We start from the raw sequence: 22946 nt of genomic DNA, 5'->3' as shown, positions 1-22946 counted from the left end.
TGAAATTCCCGTATATACTATTTTCCGCTATCATTAGACTAAGAAATACATAAGTGAAGGAGTGTCGCCATGTCTTATCTCATTTTGTTCGCCGCTGTCTTTTTCTTGTCGACGAGCGTCCTATTCGTCAAATGGACGTCCGCTCCGGCCGAGACGGCCGCCTTTTACCGCATGCTTATTACGTGTCTGATGCTGTTGCCATTCGTCGACTTCAAATCACTCATCGGAACACGTCTCATGACCCGGTATGCCTTACTCCTTAGCGGGACGCTTCTCGCGTTTCACTTTTGGCTCTGGTTTTTATCGCTCGATTATACGACAGTCGCCAGTTCGACTCTTTTCGTCACATCGAGCCCAATCTTTGTCTTGATTGGAAATGCCGTCATCTTTAAAAAAAATCCGACCAAACAAGGACTCACTTACGCACTCGTCGCTGTCCTAGGGGGTATGCTCGTCGCCGCAGGAGATGTTCAACTCGGTCGTGAAGCGCTCTTTGGGGACATGCTCGCCTTGCTCGCCGCTCTCCTCATCGCCGGATATTGGCTCGTCGGACAACACGTCCGTACCGAGATGAAGACGAACACGTATTCATTTAGCGTCTACCTCGTCGCGACGGTCGTTCTTTGTTTCATGTTGCTCGTACGCGACACGTCGTTCACGGGATTCGAATCGGTCAACTGGTGGTACTTCCTCGCACTCGCATTCTTTCCGACGATCCTCGGGCACAATCTGTTCAATTATGCGCTCGCACGGGTCAGTGCGACAGTCGTCAGCATCACGATTCTCGGTGAGGCACTATGGGGAATGCTGTTCGGGTACGCCTTTTTCGGAGAACGGCTCGGTCCGTTGCAGTGGACCGGTGCCATCATCCTCCTCGCAGGGATCTATCTGTTCCTAAAAGAAGACGCCCGCTCGACTCGAGCGGACGTCTGATTATAGATTCGTAGCTTTCGGGTCCCCCGGACGATCTTCTGCATCCTCTTCTGAAGGACGGAACAACAGCTTACGGTCCCAAAACGCCAGAGCGACCGCCGTCAAAAACGTCATCGCATCCGCAATCGGGAATGCGAGCCAGACGCCGAACACCCCGAGAAACGATGGTAGGATGAAGACGAGCGGAATCGTATAGAGCGTCTGACGGGAAAGCGAGAGGAACATGGCGACTCGCGCCTTTCCGAGCGACTGATAAATCCCGTTGACGAGCATCTGCACGCTCGGTAAGAAGGAGACCGCGAACAGGATGTGAATCGCGGTCACCCCTCCGGCAATGAGCGCATCATCCGTCGAGAACCATCCCATGAGCGTATGCGGGAACAACTGCAAGACGAGCCAGATGACCACGGCGATTGCAATTCCGGCACGCATCGCCGTCCAAATCGTCTCACGCATGCGATCAAACTGGGCGGCTCCATAGTTGTACCCGACGATCGGTTGCATTCCTTGCACGATACCCATGATCGGCATGCCGACGAGCGCCATGAACTTATTGATGATGGCGAAGATTGCCAACTCATCCGTCCCACCATACGTCCCAAGCATCACGTTGACGCCGACGAACAGAATCGATTGGGATACCATCATGATGAACGAGGACGAACCGATTGCCATGATTTCCTTGATCTCATCAAACCGAATCCGGAACTGTCGCCATTTGAAGCGCAGTTCCGTTTTTGGTTTACGGGCAAAAAAGAAGCGAAGCATCAATATGGAACCGACGACTTGTGCGAGTGCCGTCGAAATGGCTGCCCCGTACATTCCCCATCCAAAGGTGAAGATAAAAAGAGGGGTCGTCACGAGATTGACGAGGACGGTCGTCAACATGACCTTCATTTGATACGGCGCCTGTCCTTCAGCACGTACCATCGCACTTGAAGCAAGCGTGAACATAAAGAAGGGTGAACTGATCAATACGACCGATAAGTATTGTCGGCTAAGTTCCATGATTTCGGATGTCGCCCCGAACACCATTAATATCTCATCTAGCATAAAGAAGGCAGAACTGACCGCGAACGCCGCAAACAGACCGACGAGGACGAGCACGTTTAAAAACGTGACAGCCGCACCGGCATCGTCCCCGCGCCCGAGCTTCCTCGAACTGATGGACGCCCCGCCGAGCCCGACCGCACTGGACACGGCCATCAAGATCATCTGAATCGGAAACGCAATCCCGATGGCGGCGACGGCTGACGCGCCGATCCCACGGGCGACAAAAATCGTATCAATGATGTTATAGAGCGCCGTCACGAGCATCCCAATCATCGCCGGAAGCGATAATTTGAAGAGGAGTCGGCCGATGGGCTCAGTCCGTAATTGCTCTGTGTTTTGGTTCATCCTTCCATCCCTCCGTCTCTACCTCTTAGGGTAGCAGGATTGGACGGTCCGGGCGACTATGTTGGCTCGAAGGATGTGTCAGACGACTACGCGTGCGGGTACGCTTTTTCGCTTGCGCATAATAAAATCGGTCGCGACCGGTTCATCTACTTTCACGCGAATCGTCATCATCGCTTGATTAGCTGACTCGAGCGGCTGTCCGTCCACATTTTCAATCGACTCGATGACTTGCGAGAAGCGTTTAAATCCGGGCCCAAAAAATTCGACCTCTTCCCCGACCGAGAAATGGTTTCGTTGCTCTAGTGTCGCCATCCCGCTCGTCGGGTCGTATGAGATGACCCGTGCGGCAAAGGCGTACTGCGGAATCGAACGCGGTTTCCCGAACAACTGCTCTTTTTCGGTTGGAATGCCGTAATAGAATCCGCTCGCCAGTTCACGTTGGGCCGCTTTCCAAATCTCTTCTTCCCATGACGGGTCGAAGACAAAATTCTCCGGGTCCTCACAGTACGCGTCAATCACTTGACGATAGACGTTACATACGGTCGCGACGTAATGAATCGACTTCATCCGCCCCTCGACTTTCAAACTGTCGACTCCCGCGTCCACGAGGTCAGGGATATGCCGTACCATCGATAAGTCGACCGAACTCATTGTGAACGGTTCTTCGTCGCGCGCTTCCATCTCTTCTGTCAACAGTGCACCCTCTTCGAAGAATCCATATTTCCAGCGGCATGATTGGGCGCAGCCTCCACGATTGGCATCACGTAGTGTCATGTGGTTAGACAACGTACAGCGACCTGAATAAGAGATGCACATCGCTCCATGGACGAACGTCTCAATCTCGACATCGACTTCCTGTTTCATTTTCACGATTTCATCCATCGATACTTCACGAGCCAAGACGACCCGTTCAAGGCCCTCGTCTTTCCAAAAGCGAAGTGTCTCATAGTTGGTCGCCGAGGCTTGAGTCGATAGATGGACCGGCAGTCCTTCAGCTTCCGTAAGACACGTCTCGATCATCGCCGGATCAGAGACGATGACCGCGTCAATCCCGATATCACGCAGTGTCTGAAAGAATTCACCGGCACCTTCGATATCGCCTTCATGCGTCACCATGTTCGCGGCGACGTATACTTTCGCATTGCGAGCATGGGCGAACGCCACACCTTCTCGCATCTCCTCATAACTAAAGTTACCGGCACGTGAACGCAGACCAAATTGCTGTCCGCCGATATAGACCGCGTCGGCCCCGTAGTGAATCGCCATCTTCAATTTTTCTAAGTTACCTGCTGGCGCTAATAATTCTGGACGTCGTTTCATGTTTATCCCTCACTTGATCTCTTCTGGCTTGCGTAGCAACAATCCCGTTCCGAGACGGAATCCTTCCGGTTGCAGGTCGTTGAGACGAGCTTCCATCTCAACACGGTCAAATCGACCGTTCAATAGATTCGCACGGGCGAACGTAAACAATTTAACGATTTCGACAAACTGGTCGCCCGCATGCCATCCGTCAAGTTTCCACGTATGAAGCCCGTGTTTGACTAGCGTCGGCAGCTGCCCCATGAGTGTCAGATCTTCAGAGAAAATATGCGTCCCGTTCTCGTCTTCATAGATCGGGTACCGGCTAGATGCATCAGCAGGCTCGCTCATGTAAAACTCGCGTTGTTTCGCCTCTTCAGAAGGGCGACCGAGTTCGTTGAAATAGTTCGTCACGAGCGGACGCTTGGAGTGATGGATACAAGTCGGACCATACACCTGTACTTCTACCGGCAGTCCGATTTGTTGCTGGATGAGAGCGAGTTCCTCGAGCGTCACTTCGCGTGCGACGACCGCTCCGATCGCCTCCCGTTTGCCCCAAAACTGAATCTGTTTGGCGGACGTGACGAGCGTTTGGGCATCGTACCAATAAGGAATCTTCGCTTGTCGAATCAGACGGATCGCTCCAGGGTCTCCAGCCGTCACATCATCGACTCCCATCGCCCTCAGTTCCTGTAAATATTCGGGCAACTCATCAATCTGGTCGTTATGCATCAAATTATTGACGGCCACCGTCACTTCTTTCCCGTATCGATGGGCAAGTTGTGTGACTTCCCTCACAGCATCGATAGTCCACTCTCCTTTTTGCCGTAACCCGAACCGTGAATTCCCGATATACAGTCGGTCAGCGCCCGCTTTAATTAACGCTTCTGCTTGATCGACGCTTTGTGCCGTAGTGACGAGCTGAATCATCATGATTGTTTTTCTCCTTACTTTGTGAGTCTAATCACATTTTCTTGCTATACTTTAGCATACGTTTCAATGTGTAAACGAGGCAGGATTTTAACAACTCGTGAAGAATTCAGTAACAATGTATGACTTTTCATCAAAGGAGTGGATCATGTTGTCAAAGACAGCTTTAATCACCGGGGCCTCGATGGGCATCGGTTTAGACTTGGCCGTACTCGCCGCACGAGATGGGTACGACTGTATCCTCGTATCTCGAAACGAGCCGCGCTTACACGAATTGAAAAAAGTACTGGAGACGAGATATCGCATCAACGTCCATGTCTTCGCACTTGATTTGGCAAAGCATGACGCCGCAGCCCGATTGACTAGTATGATCGCCGAGGCGGGACTTTCCGTCGACTTTTTAATCAACAATGCCGGTTTTGGTACATCCGGCGCATTCGCCGACCTCGATGCCGAGACGGAGGCGGACGAGGTCCGATTGAACGTCAACACGTTGACCGAACTGACGAAAGCCTATCTACCGGGCATGCTCGAGCGTGACCACGGTCATGTATTAAATGTCGCCTCCGTCGCCGCGTTCCAACCAGGACCGTATATGGCCGTCTATTACGCGACGAAGGCATACGTCCTTTCCTTCACCGAGGCGATTCATGCCGAAGTGAAAGGAAGCGGTGTTCACGTCAGTGTCCTCTGCCCTGGTCCGACTGACACGAACTTCTTCGATCGCGCCGGAAGTGAATTGTCATTCTCAAAAATGCCATCTCACCTCGTCGCCTTTTTCGGATATAAAGGTGTCATGAACAACAAACGGGTGATTGTACCTGGCCTCTCGAACCAGCTGTTGGTCGGGTTCGCGAAGTTGATGCCACGGGCTCTCAGTCTCGAAGTATTACGTCGTGTTCAAAAGCCAACAGACGGTAAAGCCGCTGAATCGACGACATGAAAAAGGAGCGACCCGCGTAGGTCGCTCCTTTTATAATTCAGAATGCAATCGAGACACAGTCACAAGCCGATGAAGAAAGACTCCTGCTGGAATCATCGTCATGAGCGCAGTCGAGAGGACGACCGCCCACGCGATCACAGCGTTTAACGTCCATTCTCCCGAAGTGAGTTGATCCATCACATTCAATTGATTTACCGAAAGAACAATCATGAGTGCCGGCCACACGCTTGTTGCCAGAATACTCAGCATTGCAAAACGGGCTCTCGTGTAACGCTTCGCTAAAAGAACAAGGTTTAACACGATAAACAATAACCCTACGAGTAGAAACATACCGACTTCCGTGACATTGACATAAGCATCCATCCGTCGTTCACCTCACTCAATATGATAGGAATATTGTATATTTACCCGAGTTGACGAAGGAATATGCGCTCAAATAACGGACGAATCAATAGGAGGAAGACGACGTTAGAAATGCCGTGGACGAAATCAAATGGGAAACTGAGCAAAAGTAATTTCAAAAAGTCTGCACCAATCACTTCGATAAACGCGACGTTCGTTGTCCATCCGTATAAAAAACCAGATAGAAATCCTAGTACGAGGAAGAGTACGGGCGACTTTAATAAAAGCGGTCGAAACAGGCTGACGAGCAATACGACAAGGAGCCACCCTAAAAATTGATAAAGGACGAACGGTCCAATCCCAAGCAAGAGTCCTGACAAGATCGGCACGAAGAGTGCGAGGATGGCTGCACCGTTCAAGCTGACGAGTAGAGCGGTCAACATCAAAATCGCCGTCGTCGGTTGAACGTTCGGGATTGTCATAAAGAGCCAACGACCAATCACCGCGAGCGCTAAAAGTTGGACAAGTGGTTGAATCGGAAGCGAGGATTTCTCGAATCGATACAAGACGGCGATGGCAATCAAGATGGCGAGGACGTAAGTGACCATAACGTACTCCGTTCTTGGAAGAGTGAACGTGTCCCATGAAAGACGACCCGACCGCTCGCAAGGTATATGACATCTGTCGATCGGTCAATCAGCTCCATGTCGTGTGTCGCACAAACGACCCTTGCCGTCTCAGCCTTCTGTCGTACTGCTTCAACGAATGCTTCACGTTCCTGCCCCGTTAAATCTACAGTCGGTTCATCGAGCAAAAGGACGCTCGACGGATCATGAAGCACGGCTTGCAGTTGTGCGACCCGTCGTCTTTCTTCTTTCGGGAATGGTCCGTATTCTGGTTCGGCAGGGAGATAGACGGCTCGTTCGCCTCGCTTCACCCGTCCCTTGAGCGGTCGTCTGCTTCGGGCCAACAACTCGAGCAAGGTCGACTTCCCGCTCCCGTTCGTCCCGATACAGACCGTGAGTCCTGGCTCGTTCATCTGAATGGTCACATCCTCAATCGCATACACCGCTTGAAGCGGGTGCCGATAGGATACATCTTGCGCATCGATTATTGGTGCTCTATTCGATTCGGTGAATGTGAACGTCACATCGCCTGACTGCTCACGCGCCCCTTCCGTATAGCCAATTTGAACACCGAGCCCGGAGATACGGCGGAGCAACATCTCAAGGTGTTCTTTACGAAATTGATCAAGATGCCGAAACGGTTCGATGAGAACGATTGATTCTGGTCGGTCCACTAGTGCAAAGGCAACACGAACGATCTGTTGTTCACCACTCGAACATGTGTCGAACCGCTTCGGATAGAGTGCGTCGATTTGTAACAGTGTAGCAAGCTCTGCCCCTCGAAACGGGTCCCCACTCGATAATAAATGCCCGACTTTCCCTGAGAACGGTTGGTTCATCTCGATGACGCGTGGTCGGTAGCGTTCGACATATTCTTCGAACGTCCCGTCAGCGGTAGAGAGCCATTGCATCACGCAAACCTCCTTTCGTAACGTACGGATAAATGAGCCAAAGTATAATTGTCCACTGGAGCGCTACCCAGCAAGCCACTACAATCAAGATGATCTGAAGAGCATCCTCTACTCGAAAGGGACGCATCGGTTCAGAGGCAAATCTCGGCTCCTGTTGCTGACTCTCGATTCCAATCCGTACCCCTTCTCGCCATAATTTTTTCGGATGACTCCTGATCGATTGGCGCACTGCTTGTTCCATCGATGGGATGAGTGCCCACGCCCCATACAATAGTGACGATGACCTAGGCCACTTCGATAACAGCGGAAGCAGGCGCTCCAGACGAATAATGCGAGCGATCCACAACATGCCTAGTAAAAAGGCGGCCAAGCTCACTAGTTGACGCCATATGTACGAGAGTGAAATGTCCCATCCGAATAATCCAGGCAGTACCGAGACCAATCCAAAAGCAATCAATACCCCTAACATCGCCCAAGGAAAACGCCGTTCGAGAATAAGTAGAATGACAAGGGCGATGACAAAAATAATGATGTCATCGACATTCGTCAGCACGTATAGGTGGCTAAGGAGAAAGAAAAAGAGCGTGACAGGATGTCTCCGCTCCCAATCTGCCTCATTCGAAGAAAGCAATCGCATCTTCTTCGAACCGCCACTGAATGACATCGGTCGATTCTACTTCTTTCGCACCGGCACCTTCATCTCCCGGAGCACCGTTAAAAGCAAATACCCATCCTGACGATTGTCCTTCTGATTTTTCTTCGATTCCCTCGATTGCCGTCACGTATGACATGTCACCGCTTCCTGTCACTTCGAGGTCAAGCCCAGTCGCCTTCAACGCATCGAGCACGGTCGCGTCCTCTTCAAGGCAGACGCTTTTTTCCTGATAGATCGTCTCTTCGGTCGCTGCATTGTATACTGAGATGGTCGGACTTACATCACATGCCTCACGTTGCGCTTCTTCACCGCCACATCCGACAAGGAGTGCAGTCGTTAATAGAGAAATGCTTATATATGGTTTTATCATTCTGTCAAATCCTCTCGTTGATGTATCGAATAATTATATAGAATCGCATAACGTTCCCCAGAACTACGCCCTTCTTGTGTCAGTCCAACGAGTTGAATGCTGTTGGCAAGGACTGGTTCCCGCTGTAGCCAGAACTTGACGAGCTCATCGTCCCGATTGAGCATGAGCATCGACTCGTTTTCGAACGTGTACATATCGTACAATCCATCATAAGAGAGTTGTAAGATTGGCGCAGCTACAACTTCAGTGTATTCCTCCCATGACGGTTCTCGTAAAGTCGACAACATATGGTCAAATTCAACGAGTTTTTCAAAGAACGCCTGTCCAGATTCTTTTCGTAGTTCATCAACCTGCTCATAGGCGAGTTGTCCAGACTCGTATGTCACACGAATCTGTTGGAACGACTCGGCTCTCTCCACCATCAGTAAGTATTCAATGGACTTGACGTTTCCTACCCGGTCAATTTGTAGCTTGCCCCGGTCTAATTTAATCGAATCACTGTTGATCCGCTGCAATAATTTCTCTGTCATGTCGTCAAATGATTCGTCCGCGACGGAGACGGCACCAATCTGTTGGGATTCGGCTCGGAATCCAGATTGATCAAACAACGGGACAAAGAGTAAGACGATAAAGAAGAAGAAGCCTATTAGCGCCCCATACCATTTATAGCGGCTGTTCTGCTTTGGAAAGAATAAAAAAGACAATAAGAATCCGATCGGGATGTGAAAACCGCCGATTGGAAAGGAGACGATTCCAAGCAAAGAATAAAACAAGAACTTCGGAAAGAAATTGGCTTCCGGTTCTTTTAACTGATTCAATCGAATCCCTAACAGAATGCTGATTGCTAAAAACGCGGCCCATACATAGAGTTGAATGGTCACATCAATCCCCCACTGTATATTCTAAAAAGTCGGTCGCAACTAAACTCGACGGAAAATCCGATACGACTTCTCGTTCAAACTCTTCTTCTCGTCCGACGTAGCGAGCGGAGATGTGCGTGACGATCAGCTTGCCGACGGAACACGCTTTCGCGAGCGCTGTCGCTTCACGTGTCGTCGAGTGCCCATATTTGCGTGCGAGCGGCTGTTCATTTTCCATAAATGTCGCCTCATGAACGAGAAGGTCCGCACCTTCTGCTAAGATTCGAGCGTTCTCACAAGGGGTCGTATCACCGAGAATTGCAACGACTTTACCCGGAATCGGTTCAGTGACATATTCTTTAGAATCATACCATTTTCCTTCATACTCAAATCGTTCTTCTTCTTTGATTGTTTTATAGATGGGCCCACTCGGAATTCCGAGTGCTCTCACCCGATCGACGCAAAGCGTCCCTGGCTTTTCCGGTCCATTGATGCGAAAACCGTAAGATGGGAAACGATGCTCTAATTTTCTCACAGTGACGAGATGACCGTCTTGTTCGAATGTATCTCCATCCGTGAACTCGACAACGTTCAACTCATAACCGAGATGAGAACCCGTGATACGAAATGTCGCTTCAAGCCATTTTTTCAATCCTTTCGGCCCATAAACAGTCACAGCGTCCGTTCCATCTAGGGCAGAGCGGGTCGATAAGAATCCAGGTAAGCCGAAAACATGGTCTCCGTGGAGATGGGTCACCCATACCGCCGTCACTTTCCTCGGTTTGATCTTCGTATAGAGCATTTGATGTTGTGTCCCTTCACCACAGTCAATCAACCAGGTGACTTTTGGAAGGTCAATCGCGAGTCCCGACACATTGCGCTGTTTCGATGGCATCCCTGAACCAGTTCCTAAAAACTGTAACTTCATAAATATTTTAGTCCTTTCTCCAAGCCGTTCCATGCTATAATAAAGTAATCGCTGAAAAGGATGTGATTTGTGATGACCAAGGCAGAACAAACCGAATCGATCTATGAAACGATTCGAGAACGTGCAGCTTTGATGAATCGCTTGCACCAAAAAGAACAAGGCACCTCTATCCGCATTCACGACATAGCGATCGAACTTCATTGCACAGACGAATTGATTTTAGAATCATTGGAGTTCGCAGCATAACGAGTACGAACACATACGAAGAGCCGACGAATGGTCGGCTCTTTTTTATTGCTCGGTTGATGCGACTTCTTCGACGATTGTCACGACATATTCGATAAGTTTGTACAACTCTTCGAGCGGCATCCGTTCGTTCGTCGTATGAATCTCTTCATAGCCGACCGCTAAGTTGACCGTTGGGATTCCGCCACCCGCAATCACGTTGGCATCCGATCCGCCACCTGAATGTAAGATACGTGTCGGGCGTCCGATTGCTTGAGCCGCGCGTTTCGCGACTTCAACGACCTCGTCGCCTTCTTCAAACTTGAATCCAGGATACATGATGTGGATGTCGACCTCAGCACGAGCACCAAACGACTCAGCGACTTCAATGTAGGCCTGCTTCATCGTTTCTGCCTGCTTCTCCATCTTCTCGTGGATGAGCGAGCGTGCCTCTGCGAGTACTTCGACGTAGTCACACACGATGTTTGTCGCGCGTCCGCCTTCGAAGCGTCCGATATTCGCAGTCGTCTCTTCATCGATTCGGCCGAGAGGCATCTTCGCGATGGCTTTAGCTGCGATTTGAATCGCCGAGATGCCTTTCTCTGGCGCGACACCCGCATGAGCCGTTTTTCCGTAAATCTTCGCGTTTACTTTCGCTTGTGTCGGTGCCGCAACGATGATGTCACCGACCGGGCCATCCGAGTCAAGCGCAAAGCCGAACTTCGCATCGATCTTCGACAAGTCCAACACTTTCGCACCGACGAGACCTGATTCTTCTCCGACCGTAATCACGAATTGGATTTGCCCATGTGGAATCTGTTTTTCTTTCAACACACGAACGAGTTCAATCATTGCCGTGAGTCCCGTCTTATCATCTGCTCCGAGAATGGTCGTGCCATCTGTGACGACATACCCATCTTTAATACTCGTCTTGATTCCTTTACCTGGTGTCACAGTGTCCATGTGAGCCGTGAAGTAAATTGGATCGATATTTTCTTTCGTTGCAGGCAACGTGATGATCAAGTTGTTACCAGAGTGCGCCGTCTTCGTTGATGCGTCATCCTCATAGACGTCGCAACCAAGCTCAGTGAAGACACCTTTCAAGTGTTCACAGATGACCGCTTCTTCCTTCGTTTCTGAATCGATGCCGACCAACCCTAAGAAAGTGTCGAGCACACGTGTCTCGTTTACCATAAACAACATCCCTCCATCCAAACATTTCTTGACCATTATAACAAACTCCCTTAGATTGCACGAATCTTTTCCATTCTGTACAATGATGGCAAACACGTTTATGGAGGCAAGCCATGAAGAAAAAACAGAAAAAACGACAACGCATCATTCAAATCGGCGTCGTCGTCATCGTCTCAATCTTTTTGATCAGCACGTTTCTCTCGAGCATGACCATGTTCTTTTAAGAGCAGGATATATCGCTCTTTTAAGATCAAGTAACTTTTCACATCAGATAAAATATTCAATAAGGATGAGCGTACCTCAAATTCCTCACGAGTCGTGGGGAGAGGTACGTTTTTTCGATAGTGCTCAATCATCTCTTCAAGTTCTTGCAGGAAGACCGAGGCGTCCGCCTGTTCGTTCACGTGGTCTCCGACCCGACGCAAAAACGTCGCAACTGGTTTCGCTTCATTGACGACCATCGTGATCTCTCTTGCGTTATCGGCGACGCGCTTCAAAATATCATATTGTCGCTCACGCATCCGGAAGTATAGATAATCCATGTCTTCGTTACGCTTCCCAATCGAGTTACCCATACGGCGAAGGGATAAGTCCTTCCCTTCCTTCAGATAATCTCGCGTCTTGATGAGCATCATCGAATGATTGTTATACACACCGGTCTCGACACACGCCGCCACATCGTAAAACAGTACCGCGAGCGAGCGGTCGATACTATCTTTGATGCGCTCGATTTCCCGGTCGAGCGTCGGCATATACATGTTGACGACGAGCCCGACACCGACACCGATGACGATCAGTAAAAGCTCGTTAATGAACAGCTCTACTGAAAATTGTGCTTCGGTATAAAGATGCGTCAAGATGACGACACTCGTGATCAATCCGTCCTGCAGTTTCAATTGTTGTACGAGCGGAATGAAGATGACAAAATAAAGAGTAAGTGTCACTGGCGAATAACCAAGTAATGTGAACATCGCCGCGCCCATTCCGATAGCGAGGAGACTCGCCATGACGCGCTCATAGGAGGCTCGAATCGATTTTTTTCGTGTTTCTTGAATACTCAAGATGGCAATAATGGCTGCGAATACAAAATAATCAAGATGGATCGTCTCGGAAATGAGCATCGCGATACCCGCTGCGACCGCGGTCTTCAACGTCCGCGTTCCAATTTTCATATTCATTTCCCCCTTCTTCATCAAATTGTTGACTAAATTAACTCGTTTGGCAATTCAAAAGTTTGGAAGTGATCTAATTGAAACGAAAGAGAAAACGTACAATATGGCCGATGGTCGCGACACTAAGTATCGCAGTCGCCGCATTTTTATGGATTCAATCCGGACATGAAGACATGTATACCGTCGAGACCATGACGAATGGCGATCGCGTCACGCGGTCATTCGAATCTCTCGATGAAGCGAAACGATACATGACTTCTGGTAAGAACCGCACCCTGTTCTCTCCTTCCGGTGAAGTCCTCGATTTCACGGGTACCGGGATCGTCGTCACCCCAAGTGATGCGATCACAAATTTATATGAAGATGAGGCGTTTAAAAAGCGACAATCATATGTCGCCGGCGGTACACGACTTCAGTTAATCGAACGAGGAAACGGTCATTTAAAAGTTCGCATCTCAGGAGCTGACGTCTATGTCAAACCTGATCAAATGACATTGTTCCCTGAAGCTGTGGTCGAAAGACGGGGATATTATGAAATTCAAGATGGGGACGTCTACCATTCGGTCGAAGCGAACGGTCATCTCGCCGGCAAGTTCCTCGTCGGACCAACGAAAAAGCGCTCGGATGATCGTTACTATACGGAACGCGTCCAAGACGTCTTCGACTCTCCTTATCAATTTGCATCGATTCGTTCGTCCTCTCCGTATACCACGAAAGAGTTTGATCAATATTTACGGTCCATCGATTCTCCGCTCGCAGGGGAAGGAAAGGCCTTTAAACGGGCAGAGGATACGTACGGAATCAATGCTCTGTTCTTACTTGCGGTTGCCGGGCATGAGTCAAGATTTGGAACGTCCGACATCGCACGGGAAAAGCGAAACCTATTTGGATTCCGGGCGGCGGACGACAACCCGAGTGAGAATGCCACAATGTTTAAAACAATCGATGCAAGCGTTCAGGCTGCTGCAGAACTGTTTGCGACTAAATATGTCAAAGGTCCATACGCTCGCGGAGATTACCCCGGTAACAAACAGGAAGGCATCAATATCTTCTATGCTTCGGACCCATACTGGGGCGAGAAGGTCGCCGGTACGATGTATACGATTGATCGTGAGCTCGGTTTGAAACAGTTGAAGCAAATCCAATGAATAGTAGCCCGGCTCATATGAGTCGGGCTACTTGACGCTTCGTTCGATTATAACGTGTTTTCCACCTCTTGCTCGTACAATTCGATGAGTCGATTGTTGTCGAGCACTTGCTCACTTGACGCTTCGTACCGTTCTGTGACGAGCGGAATCAAATCTTCCCATACGACCCATTTGACGTATTGATCGCGATAATAATCATGATTGAGCTCATACACGCTCATCTCTTTTGCCTCGGCATATCGTCTTTGTGACTCGACTACCGTCGCATCCGGTCCTTTTTCAATCCATTCATCGACTTCGTCGCCCGTTACTACGATGCCATAGTCACTTTTCGCATGGTCCAACCATGCACGTTCAAAATCAGCTTGGTCTTTAGCGCGGATTAGAAGTTGCTTCACATCGATGGTTTCATCAAACATCTTCATCTCCACGTACATCCGTTCTGCCAACTTTCGTTCGAAATCGTTATTGATTCGAGGAGCCACATCGTTTTGAAACGCAGCAAGCATCTCCTTCAGTTCTTCGACCGTCGACTCAGGATAAACCTTCGTCTCCGTTTGGGTGAACATCTTATTTTCGATCTGTTCAGACATTTTCATTTTCTTTGAATCAGACCGATCGATGAGTACAAACATTCCGACAATGATAAGAATGAATAGGGTCAATCCTGTAATGCGCTTCATATTCCATCATCTCCTATTGTAGATACACGTCATGGTTTTGAATATCAATCGTTACATCTTGTGTATACGTCTCGAGTTAAAAGAATGTTTCAACATCGAATGACACTTTATTGAAGGAGTTTTACATCATTAGACGAATATGTAAAATGAACGACCATTCATTTTTGAGGGGGAAACAGGATGAAAACGATTTGGATTACCGGGGGATCGTCCGGTATGGGGAAAGCCATGGCATTGAAATTTAAACAAGAAGGGTGGAGCGTGGCCATCAGCGGTCGAAACGAGGAGCGACTGAAAGATGCGATGAACGACCTGAACGCCATCGACGCGGGTCAGGCGATGAGTGTTCAACATGATGTTCGTGATTATGAAGGATGCGCGCAAGCACTCGCTGACATCGTGTCCGCATACGGTCCAGTCCACGCGCTCGTTAACAATGCTGCCGGCAACTTCGTCTGCCCGACACTCGATTTGTCTCCAAACGGTTGGGCGAGTGTCATCGACATCGTCTTGAACGGGACGTTCAACTGCACCCACGTTCTCGGGAAACATTGGGAAGCAGAAGAACTCCGTGGCGGGTCAATCATCAACATGGTCGCCTCGTATGCGTGGCAGGCCGGCCCTGGTGTCGCACCGAGTGCGGCAGCGAAAGCGGGGGTCTTGAACTTAACACGAACGCTCGCAGTCGAATGGGGTTATCAGTTCGGCGCTCGCGTCAACGCGATCAGTCCTGGACCGATTGAACGGACAGGCGGCGCCGAAAAACTCGTCTCCCACGTGAAAGAAGTGGAGCGCATTCGCCGTAACGTCCCACTCGGACGGTTTGGAACACCGGAAGAGATTGCGGACTTGGCTTACTGGATGGCATCAGACGAGATGCGCTATTTAAACGGGGATTGCATCTCTCTTGACGGTGGTCATTGGTTGAACAAGCATCCATTCTAATCAAAAGGACGACCGAATATAATCGGTCGTCCTTTTCATGTATCGATCCCGTCCCATTCTTCATGAAACTGCTTTAAAAAGCATTGCATGAAAGTATGGCGTGACATCGCCAAGCGTTTGGCTTTTTCCGTATGCATATTTCCCGCCAATTTCAACAACTTATCTTGAAAATGTTGAACGGCACTCGTCTCTGCCAAATCAAGCGGCGTACCGAGAGAACCTGCATATTGGAATGTCCTCGCAATTCCGATAGCACCAATCGCATCAAGACGGTCGGCGTCTTGCAAGATTTCGCTTTCCCGGGTCGTCGGCGTCTTTCCTTTTGAGAAGGAGACCTCATCAATCACCGCCATCACTAAATTCGCTTGCTCCTCAGTGATATCAATTGAGGACAGATGCTGTTTGACGAGACCCTTCGGACGACCGAGCTTATGATCTTCCACGTCGTGTAAATATGCCGCCAGGAGAAGAACTGTCCGATTGACCGGTTCATTCTCCATTAAACGCTCCACCAATCGAACGACACGCTCAACGTGAGCGACGTCATGACCCGAAGAGTCACTTGCATGAATCGTTTCGATGAACTGCTTCGTCTCTTGAATCACATTCATGATTAAATCTCGATGGTCGTATTCGGTTCAATCAAGAGACCGCGACGGTGCAGTTGGTCACAAAACGCCTGAGCATCCTGTTTAATCGGTGGAAACGTATCAAAGTGGATCGGGACGACACGTTTCGCTTGTAGCCACTGTGCCGCATCTAATGCGTCTATAGGTCCCATTGTGAAATTGTCCCCGATCGGAAGGAAGGCGACATCGATTTCAAAACGTTCACCATACATCTTCATATCTGAGAAGAGACTCGTGTCTCCTGCGTGATAAAGCGTCAACCCATTCGTTTCGATGATGAATCCAGCTGGCATCCCCATGTAGACCGGCGTGTCTCCCATATCCAAACTTGAACTGTGGAAGGCTTGCGTCATCGTGACGCGGCCGAACGGGAAATCGTGTCCGCCGCCGATATTCATACCGTGTACAGAATACCCTTTCTTCTCATAGTAGCTCGCAAGCTCATGCGTCGCCACAATCGTCGCACCCGTCTCTTTCGCAATCAATTCGACATCTTCGATATGATCAAAATGAGCATGGGTGAGCAACAAATAATCTGGCCGCAGTGTAGAAGGGTCTACTTCGGTATGAGGATTACTCGTCAAGAATGGGTCAATCAAAACGTTCACACCATCTACCTCAAATCCTACTGTCGCATGTCCATAATAAGTGATTTTCATGTGCATTCATCCTTCCCTCGTGAGATCAGATTACAACACTTTCTCCAAGAAGCGTTTTGCCCGGTCTGTTTGCGGGTTTAACAACAGGTCAGCCGGCTTGCCTTCTTCCATGAGGATCCCTTCGTCGAGGAAGAGCACGCGGTCCGCCACTTCACGGGCGAAGCCCATTTCGTGTGTGACGACGACCATCGTCATTCCCGTCTCAACCAAGCCTTTCATGACATCGAGTACTTCGTTAACCATTTCCGGGTCAAGTGCTGACGTCGGTTCATCGAACAACATGACGTTCGGTTCCATCGCCAAGGCACGAGCAATCGCGACACGTTGTTTTTGTCCACCTGAAAGTTGGCTCGGATAGGCATCGATTTTCTCAGAAAGTCCGACGCGTTCAAGTAATTTTTTCGCACGTTCGAGTGCTTCAGCTTTACTCACCTTCAACACATTGACCGGCGCATAAGTCAAATTATCCAATACGCTCATATGTGGGAACAGGTTGAATTGTTGAAACACCATCCCGATATTTTGACGAGCCTTGGCGACGTTCGCACCTTTTTTCGTTAGCTCGAACCCGTCGACACTGACCGTCCCGCTCGTTGGAATCTCAAGCATGTTCAAGCAACGTAGAAATGTCGATTTACCAGACCCGGACGGTCCGATGACAGCGACCACTTCACCACGTTCGATCGTCGTCGTGATTCCTTTCAATACTTCTAAGTCACCAAATTGTTTGTATAGGTCTTTTACCTCGATCATCTTCCATCACTCTTTCTTAACCGTTTTTCAAGACGTTGTCCAAGATACGTCAAGATCATCACTATTGTAAAGTATATCACACCGGCAAATAGAAGCGGTTCGAAGTAGATTGCCTTCTGCCCACCGACGATTTGTGCGCGGCGCATGATGTCAAGCACTCCGACCGTCGAGACGAGGGCAGACTCTTTCGTCAACGTGATCATCTCGTTCACTAAAGCAGGCAAGATATTCTTGAATGCCTGCGGCAAGATGATGGAACGTAATTGTTTCACATAAGGGACACCGAGGGCATCCGATGCTTCCCATTGACCTTTGTCGACTGCTTGGATACCGGCACGGATGATTTCTGAAATATACGCCCCCGAGTTCAGTGAGAAGGCGATAACCGCCGACTGATAAGGTGTCGTGATATAGCCGGTCAGTTGCGGCAATCCGAAGTGGATGATGGCGAGTTGTAAGATGAGCGGTGTTCCACGAAACACGGCCGTATAAGCATGACCGAGGAAGTTAATCAAGCGGTTCGGCACAATCTTCAACGTAGCAACAACAATCCCAAGCGTGATCCCGATCAATGCCGAGACGATGACGACTTGGAACATGACTGGAATCCCTTCGAGTATGTAAGGGATAGAATCATAAATCCGACTAAAATCCATTGTAAGTTCCTCCTAAAAAAGGCTGACCGAGTTCTCTTCAGTCAGCCCCGTACGATTCATTATTCGGCTGGTGCAGCCTCTTCTTCAAACCATTTTTGTGCTAACTCGTCAATGTCTCCATTGTCGATCATCTTCTTCAACTCTTCATTGAATTGATCACGGAGCTCATCGTCTTTACGGAAGGCAGCAGCAGAACCTGCTTCTTCCTCGTCCACGATTTCAAATGTTGTCAACTCACTGTCTTGATCGAGGTATTTCTTCGCGACCGTGTCTTCAATGACCATCGCGTCAATACGTCCCGTCTTGATTTCTTGAATAATCTCAGGAATCTTGTTCAACGATACGATTTCTGCGTCTTGAATCTGGTCTTGTGCGATTCCTTCTTGAATCGAACCGAGTTGGACACCAATCTTTTTGCCTTTCAAGTCTTCAAGAGATTGAAGTGAGTCATCTTTCGATAAGATTAAGTTCACCGCAGTGAAATAAATATCCGAGAAATCAGCATTCTCTTTACGCTCTTCAGTCGGTGTCATCCCAGCCATGACGAAATCGACACGCCCTGCATTGAGTGCTCCAAGTAAACTACCAAAATCCATATCTTCAATTTTCAATTCATATCCCATGTTTTCCGCCACTTTTTTGGCGATATCGATATCAAATCCAACGATGTCGTCGCCATTCGCCGTATCGACGAACTCATATGGGAAGTAATCGGCACTCGTTCCCATGACAATGACTTTGTCATCTTCCCCATCGGTCGATGACGATCCTCCTTCATTCTCGTCTGTCCCACATGCGACCGAAAACGCGGCTAGTCCTGCTAAACATAATGCTAGAAAACCTTTTTTCATCTCCATCTTCCTTTCGTAGTTAAATGACAATTATCAGAACTTTAACAAAATTATGACATATGTGTCATTGCAGCTCAACTGTTCAATGACACATCAGTTGTCCGACTTGTATCTTCAACCACTATATACACATAATTATTAATTGTAAAGTATATTCATGCATTTTATTTTAAAAAAAAGAAGGTCACATCCGCTCGAAAGCGAAATATGTGACCGTTCCATTGTCGCGAGACCCGTATGGTTGAACCTGTTTAACAGAAGACATAGGGATGGCACTATACACGTGCGGATAGCGCTCCCCGTCTTCATCTAGTTCATAATGTAACAGCTGTCCTAGTCGGTTAACGTGGAGCGAGACGAGCACGACCGACTCTCCAAAAAAAGATTGTTTTACCACTTTTCCTATTTGCTGCGGTGTACAACATTTGATTGTCCCTTCGGATTGAAGTGATGGTTCATTGATTTCACCGCGTGACAGGGCAATCATATATTCTGCCTCCGTCATGATTTTGATGACTGGTTCCATATGCATTGCCCCTTTTTACAAAAACGCAAAGGCAGGGCCTTTGCGCCGATGTGTGATTATGAGAAATAGATGTCAAACAATGTTTGCAACTGATCGACGAGTTCTTCAGCAGTAGCTGACTCGATTTCACTGCGTTCTACCATCGTCACGATGTTTCCATCTTCAAGAAGAGCAATTGACGGTGAAGACGGTGCATATCCTTCAAAATACTCCCGTGCACGGTCAGTCGCTTCACGGTCTTGACCGGCAAACACAGTAACGAAGTGGTCAGGTTTTACACCTTCCATCTTGTTCACGTACGCAGCGGCCGGACGCGCGATGCCGCCTGCACAGCCACATACCGAGTTGACGAGGACGAGTGTCTTCCCTTCTTTTTTGAGTGCCCCGTCCACCTCTTCCGGTGTCGTGAGCTCTGTGTATCCTGCAGCACGTACTTCGTTACGCGCTTGTTCGACTACATCTTGAAAATATAATTGAAAATCCATGTTGTTTCCCCTTTCGACATTCGTCTATACTCTCCTATTTTACGTCTTGTTCCACCTCGAGGACAAGTCTATCGCTCAATTCTCGTTCTAAGAACGGATCGGCATGTATCATTTGCTTGAAGGCGAGATAACGCGCTTTCGTCTCAGCGGTTGCCACGCGGTTCGTCAAATAGGCACGAATCATAATATTTTTTGGTGTGTGTTCGAGATCGATAAATTCGAGCAGTTGTGCATCATACCCGACAAGTCCAAGCAGTTCTGCCCGAATCGAATCTGTCGCGAGGGAGGCGAAACGTTCTTTGATCAGTCCATGTTGGAGCATCACGTCCAAGTTCGGTGCTTGGATTTGACGATTCAATTCTTTTTGGCAACACGGGACGCTTAAGATGACGTTTGCGCCCCAACGGACGGCACGTGCCAATGCCATATCGGTCGCCACGTCACATGCATGGAGCGTCACGACCATATCGACGGCCGTCTCCCCTTCATATTCATTAATGTCCCCGACTAAAAACTCCAGCCGTTCATAGCCAAGATCCTTCGCGATGGATGCACACTCTTCGATGACTTCTTTCTTCAAATCGAGTCCCGTGATGTGGACGTCATACCCTTTCATCTCATGTAAGAAGTGATAGAGCGCGAACGTCAAATACGATTTGCCCGAACCGAAATCGAGAATACGGACAGTGCGATCCGTAGGTAAATGTTTGAGTGAATCCTCGATGAACTCGAGGAAGCGGTTGATTTGTTTGAATTTGTCGTACTTTTGTCGTTTCACTTTCCCGTCTGTAGATTGAATGCCTAGTCGAATCAAGAATGGGACCGGTTCGTCAAGTGGTAGCACGTACTGTTTTTCTCGATTATGGCTCAATTGAACTTCTTTTTGAGCCGTATGTTTCTCTTTCAATGTCACTTTGAACTTTTTCGATAACTGGAACTGAAGATCAGATTCTTTTAATTGAAACTGACCTTGTCTGAACGTTTCGAGGAGCTCGATCATTTCCGATACGGCCTCGTCTGGTGTCAAATTTTTATGATTCATCACACGCTCATACTGATACTCGAACTGGATATGATATGCATTCCGAATCAGGACCGGTTTCAATTTGACCCGTCTTAAATCACTTGATTTTTGGCGGGGTTGACTGATGGTCGCTGACACGAGATGATTTGATTGAATAACGTCTTCGAGACGTTCTAATAATGCTGTATATTCCAATGGATTCAATCCTTTTTAAGAAATTTTGAAACATATCGTTTCACCTGTCCGTACATACTATTACACGAAGACGGCGTTACGTCAAAGGAGGACACACATATGTTTAAAAAGATTTTATCTTCAATCGGAATCGGTGCCGCAAAAGTTGATACGCGCCTGAATGAAAGCCACTGTATGCCCGGCGGGGAACTGAACGGGGTCGTCCATATCGAAGGCGGTTCTGTCGAACAATCGGTTGATAGTATCTATCTGTTCTTCAACACGTTATATAAACATGAAGTGAACGACAAAATCACACACTCGACGTTTACGATTGAAAAGATTTTATTGAATGAGGCGCCGTTTATGATTGGACCAGGGGAAGTGAAAGAAATCCAATTCACAGTCAACGTCCCGTTCAACACACCTCTTTCTGTCAGCCAATCGAAATCATGGATTGAGACGGGGCTAGATATCGCCCAAGCCGTAGACCCGAAAGATGAAGATGCGATCACCGTGCAACCGAACGCCGCCCAACAAGTCATTTTAGGTGCGATGGACGAGCTCGGTTTCCGCCTGAAGAAAGCCGATACAGAGATGCTTCCGGCACGCCACCGGTCCGGTCGCCTTCCGATTGCACAAGAACTCGAGTATTCAGCGAACGGTTCGCGTTTCGGTCGCCAGTTAGATGAGGTCGAAGTCGTGATGTTACAGAACGAGGACACGATTGAACTTCTCATTCAAGTCGACCGCAGTGTCCACGATCTCGGAAGTCTCTTTGCCGACTTGACGGGTTCAGACGAATCGACTCATCGTGTGCGCTATGACATCGCTCGTTTATCTGTAGCTGAAGTCCGTCGTGACATCGAAACGATGATCGAACAATCGATTTAAGGAACTAGCCGACACGTCATTCATAGGAATGGCGTGTTTTTTTAGTGGGACGTTGAGTTCTTACATCCAATATCTTACAATCGTTATAAGGAGTCAAATTTTCAGGAGGTGACTACATCTTGTTCGCTTTAATAATGATCGGGAGTTTCGGCCTTGCGCCACTTGCCTTACCCATTCTAGAGACTAGTTTTACTGATTCACTCGCCTATTTCACGCTTGGTGGGCTCGAGGTGTGGATCGGTTTGATTGCGATGGGTTTAATGCGTAATCCGTCGACAAATGCCTTATCATTCCTGAAGTTCGTACCTTATCTTGTACTCTTCCTCCATTTCCCGGCCTCTCTCTGCCTGCTTTGGGTTTCCTCAGTCAGACATGATGGGATTCCCGGGTTTGCCTTAGACTATATCTTTGTATATTGGATGTTTCTTCTCATTTTCGTTCTGATTACCAGATTTATGTACCGTGTCCATCAACGGCGATTTGAGAAGGTGCATGATTAGAAAGGATGATTTAACTTTGGATATACTCCAGTTACTCCAAGACCGTGCAATCCCGCTCACACTATTCGCGACGTTCGTCATATTCAGTCTCGTGTTTGCGTACGCACTCTACAAATCCAAACACCGACTGTCTAAAGGAATCGTCACAATGGGCATGTCCTTGACGATCCTTCTCTTACTTATCTCAGCCGTAAGCTTTGTCTTCACGCTATTCTTCGGCTATAACGCATAAA

At 48.6% G+C, this 22946-nt stretch carries 28 protein-coding genes; 7 read left to right on the top strand and 21 right to left on the bottom strand.

Annotation, left to right across the window (positions count from 1 at the left end; translation table 11 throughout):
* The first annotated feature begins 69 nt into the window (after positions 1-69).
* Positions 70-933 (top strand): DMT family transporter, encoded by an 864-nt coding sequence (locus tag P400_RS0108505; protein WP_026825787.1) that lies wholly within the window; start codon positions 70-72, stop codon positions 931-933.
* Here the strand turns inward: P400_RS0108505 and P400_RS0108500 are convergent, their stop codons facing one another.
* The 3 genes from P400_RS0108500 to P400_RS0108490 form a co-directional block, all read right to left on the bottom strand.
* The gene (locus P400_RS0108500) at positions 934-2331 is read right to left on the bottom strand and encodes an MATE family efflux transporter (RefSeq protein WP_026825786.1); all 1398 of its coding nucleotides are present in this window, start codon (positions 2329-2331) and stop codon (positions 934-936) included. It abuts the gene before it with no gap.
* 78 nt (positions 2332-2409) lie between these two features.
* The gene (locus P400_RS0108495; RefSeq protein ID WP_026825785.1) at positions 2410-3651 is read right to left on the bottom strand and encodes a peptidase U32 family protein; all 1242 of its coding nucleotides are present in this window, start codon (positions 3649-3651) and stop codon (positions 2410-2412) included.
* A gap of 9 nt (positions 3652-3660) precedes the next feature.
* A complete protein-coding gene (locus tag P400_RS0108490) occupies positions 3661-4557 on the bottom strand; it encodes a peptidase U32 family protein (protein WP_026825784.1) in 897 nt (298 codons plus the stop codon).
* Positions 4558-4708: 151 nt separating this feature from the next.
* Between P400_RS0108490 and P400_RS0108485 the strand changes: the two genes are divergently transcribed.
* Positions 4709-5503 carry an SDR family NAD(P)-dependent oxidoreductase gene (locus P400_RS0108485; protein ID WP_026825783.1) on the top strand — a complete coding sequence of 265 codons (795 nt, stop codon included), beginning with the start codon at positions 4709-4711 and terminating at the stop codon, positions 5501-5503.
* Positions 5504-5533: 30 nt separating this feature from the next.
* Here the strand turns inward: P400_RS0108485 and P400_RS0108480 are convergent, their stop codons facing one another.
* Genes P400_RS0108480 through rnz form a run of 7 tightly spaced genes read right to left on the bottom strand, consistent with a single transcriptional unit; the run spans position 5534 to position 10195 of the window.
* Complete coding sequence (locus tag P400_RS0108480; protein ID WP_026825782.1) at positions 5534-5866, bottom strand: hypothetical protein; 333 nt, start codon at positions 5864-5866, stop codon at positions 5534-5536.
* 41 nt (positions 5867-5907) lie between these two features.
* The gene (locus P400_RS0108475) at positions 5908-6453 is read right to left on the bottom strand and encodes a hypothetical protein (protein WP_026825781.1); all 546 of its coding nucleotides are present in this window, start codon (positions 6451-6453) and stop codon (positions 5908-5910) included.
* Positions 6426-7382 carry an ATP-binding cassette domain-containing protein gene (locus tag P400_RS0108470; RefSeq protein WP_026825780.1) on the bottom strand — a complete coding sequence of 319 codons (957 nt, stop codon included), beginning with the start codon at positions 7380-7382 and terminating at the stop codon, positions 6426-6428. Before P400_RS0108470 ends, P400_RS0108475 begins: the two co-directional genes overlap by 28 nt.
* Positions 7360-8046: a hypothetical protein gene (locus P400_RS0108465; protein WP_235181837.1), complete on the bottom strand. Its 687-nt coding sequence runs from the start codon at positions 8044-8046 to the stop codon at positions 7360-7362. The genes P400_RS0108470 and P400_RS0108465 overlap by 23 nt, the downstream gene beginning before the upstream one ends.
* The gene (locus P400_RS0108460; protein ID WP_026825778.1) at positions 7997-8407 is read right to left on the bottom strand and encodes a DUF4430 domain-containing protein; all 411 of its coding nucleotides are present in this window, start codon (positions 8405-8407) and stop codon (positions 7997-7999) included. The genes P400_RS0108465 and P400_RS0108460 overlap by 50 nt, the downstream gene beginning before the upstream one ends.
* Positions 8404-9288: a hypothetical protein gene (locus P400_RS0108455; protein WP_026825777.1), complete on the bottom strand. Its 885-nt coding sequence runs from the start codon at positions 9286-9288 to the stop codon at positions 8404-8406. The genes P400_RS0108460 and P400_RS0108455 overlap by 4 nt, the downstream gene beginning before the upstream one ends.
* A 1-nt stretch (position 9289) precedes the next feature.
* Entirely contained in the window at positions 9290-10195 is a 906-nt protein-coding gene (rnz, locus tag P400_RS0108450) for a ribonuclease Z (RefSeq protein WP_026825776.1), read from the bottom strand.
* 72 nt (positions 10196-10267) lie between these two features.
* On the opposite strand from rnz, the gene P400_RS15725 reads away from it, so the two are divergent.
* Complete coding sequence (locus P400_RS15725; RefSeq protein ID WP_167330581.1) at positions 10268-10441, top strand: hypothetical protein; 174 nt, start codon at positions 10268-10270, stop codon at positions 10439-10441.
* A gap of 45 nt (positions 10442-10486) precedes the next feature.
* Here the strand turns inward: P400_RS15725 and P400_RS0108440 are convergent, their stop codons facing one another.
* Both P400_RS0108440 and P400_RS0108435 read right to left on the bottom strand, forming a co-directional pair.
* Positions 10487-11614: a M20/M25/M40 family metallo-hydrolase gene (locus tag P400_RS0108440; protein ID WP_026825775.1), complete on the bottom strand. Its 1128-nt coding sequence runs from the start codon at positions 11612-11614 to the stop codon at positions 10487-10489.
* A gap of 173 nt (positions 11615-11787) precedes the next feature.
* Positions 11788-12786: an aromatic acid exporter family protein gene (locus tag P400_RS0108435; RefSeq protein WP_026825774.1), complete on the bottom strand. Its 999-nt coding sequence runs from the start codon at positions 12784-12786 to the stop codon at positions 11788-11790.
* Between the two features lie 77 nt (positions 12787-12863).
* Between P400_RS0108435 and P400_RS0108430 the strand changes: the two genes are divergently transcribed.
* On the top strand, positions 12864-13934 hold the full coding sequence (locus P400_RS0108430) for an N-acetylglucosaminidase (protein WP_235181836.1): 1071 nt from the start codon (positions 12864-12866) through the stop codon (positions 13932-13934).
* A gap of 47 nt (positions 13935-13981) precedes the next feature.
* On the opposite strand, the gene P400_RS0108425 is transcribed toward P400_RS0108430, so the two are convergent.
* Positions 13982-14617, bottom strand: a complete 636-nt coding sequence (locus tag P400_RS0108425; RefSeq protein WP_026825772.1) for a hypothetical protein — start codon at positions 14615-14617, stop codon at positions 13982-13984.
* 180 nt (positions 14618-14797) lie between these two features.
* Between P400_RS0108425 and fadH the strand changes: the two genes are divergently transcribed.
* Positions 14798-15562, top strand: a complete 765-nt coding sequence (gene fadH / locus P400_RS0108420; protein ID WP_026825771.1) for a 2,4-dienoyl-CoA reductase — start codon at positions 14798-14800, stop codon at positions 15560-15562.
* 35 nt (positions 15563-15597) lie between these two features.
* On the opposite strand, the gene P400_RS0108415 is transcribed toward fadH, so the two are convergent.
* The 8 genes from P400_RS0108415 to P400_RS0108380 all read right to left on the bottom strand — a co-directional run bounded on the left by P400_RS0108415 (position 15598) and on the right by P400_RS0108380 (position 21340).
* On the bottom strand, positions 15598-16173 hold the full coding sequence (locus tag P400_RS0108415) for an HD domain-containing protein (RefSeq protein WP_026825770.1): 576 nt from the start codon (positions 16171-16173) through the stop codon (positions 15598-15600).
* 2 nt (positions 16174-16175) lie between these two features.
* Positions 16176-16850 (bottom strand): metal-dependent hydrolase, encoded by a 675-nt coding sequence (locus P400_RS0108410; RefSeq protein WP_026825769.1) that lies wholly within the window; start codon positions 16848-16850, stop codon positions 16176-16178.
* 30 nt (positions 16851-16880) lie between these two features.
* Entirely contained in the window at positions 16881-17603 is a 723-nt protein-coding gene (locus tag P400_RS0108405) for an amino acid ABC transporter ATP-binding protein (protein WP_026825768.1), read from the bottom strand.
* Positions 17600-18259 (bottom strand): amino acid ABC transporter permease, encoded by a 660-nt coding sequence (locus tag P400_RS0108400; protein ID WP_026825767.1) that lies wholly within the window; start codon positions 18257-18259, stop codon positions 17600-17602. The genes P400_RS0108405 and P400_RS0108400 overlap by 4 nt, the downstream gene beginning before the upstream one ends.
* Positions 18260-18318: 59 nt before the next feature.
* Positions 18319-19110: a transporter substrate-binding domain-containing protein gene (locus P400_RS0108395; protein WP_026825766.1), complete on the bottom strand. Its 792-nt coding sequence runs from the start codon at positions 19108-19110 to the stop codon at positions 18319-18321.
* 184 nt (positions 19111-19294) lie between these two features.
* Complete coding sequence (locus tag P400_RS0108390) at positions 19295-19636, bottom strand: DUF952 domain-containing protein (RefSeq protein WP_026825765.1); 342 nt, start codon at positions 19634-19636, stop codon at positions 19295-19297.
* Positions 19637-19692: 56 nt separating this feature from the next.
* Positions 19693-20121 carry a BrxA/BrxB family bacilliredoxin gene (locus P400_RS0108385; RefSeq protein WP_026825764.1) on the bottom strand — a complete coding sequence of 143 codons (429 nt, stop codon included), beginning with the start codon at positions 20119-20121 and terminating at the stop codon, positions 19693-19695.
* A 34-nt stretch (positions 20122-20155) separates the two neighbouring features.
* Positions 20156-21340, bottom strand: a complete 1185-nt coding sequence (locus tag P400_RS0108380) for a class I SAM-dependent methyltransferase (protein WP_026825763.1) — start codon at positions 21338-21340, stop codon at positions 20156-20158.
* Between the two features lie 99 nt (positions 21341-21439).
* On the opposite strand from P400_RS0108380, the gene P400_RS0108375 reads away from it, so the two are divergent.
* Both P400_RS0108375 and P400_RS0108365 read left to right on the top strand, forming a co-directional pair.
* Complete coding sequence (locus tag P400_RS0108375; RefSeq protein ID WP_026825762.1) at positions 21440-22213, top strand: sporulation protein; 774 nt, start codon at positions 21440-21442, stop codon at positions 22211-22213.
* A 516-nt stretch (positions 22214-22729) separates the two neighbouring features.
* Entirely contained in the window at positions 22730-22945 is a 216-nt protein-coding gene (locus P400_RS0108365) for a hypothetical protein (protein WP_026825760.1), read from the top strand.
* The last annotated feature ends 1 nt before the right edge of the window (position 22946 follow it).

Source organism: Exiguobacterium marinum DSM 16307, assembly GCF_000620845.1.
In the GTDB taxonomy this organism is placed as follows: Bacteria; Bacillota; Bacilli; order Exiguobacteriales; family Exiguobacteriaceae; genus Exiguobacterium; species Exiguobacterium marinum.
This window is presented reverse-complemented; position numbering and strand designations above follow the sequence as displayed.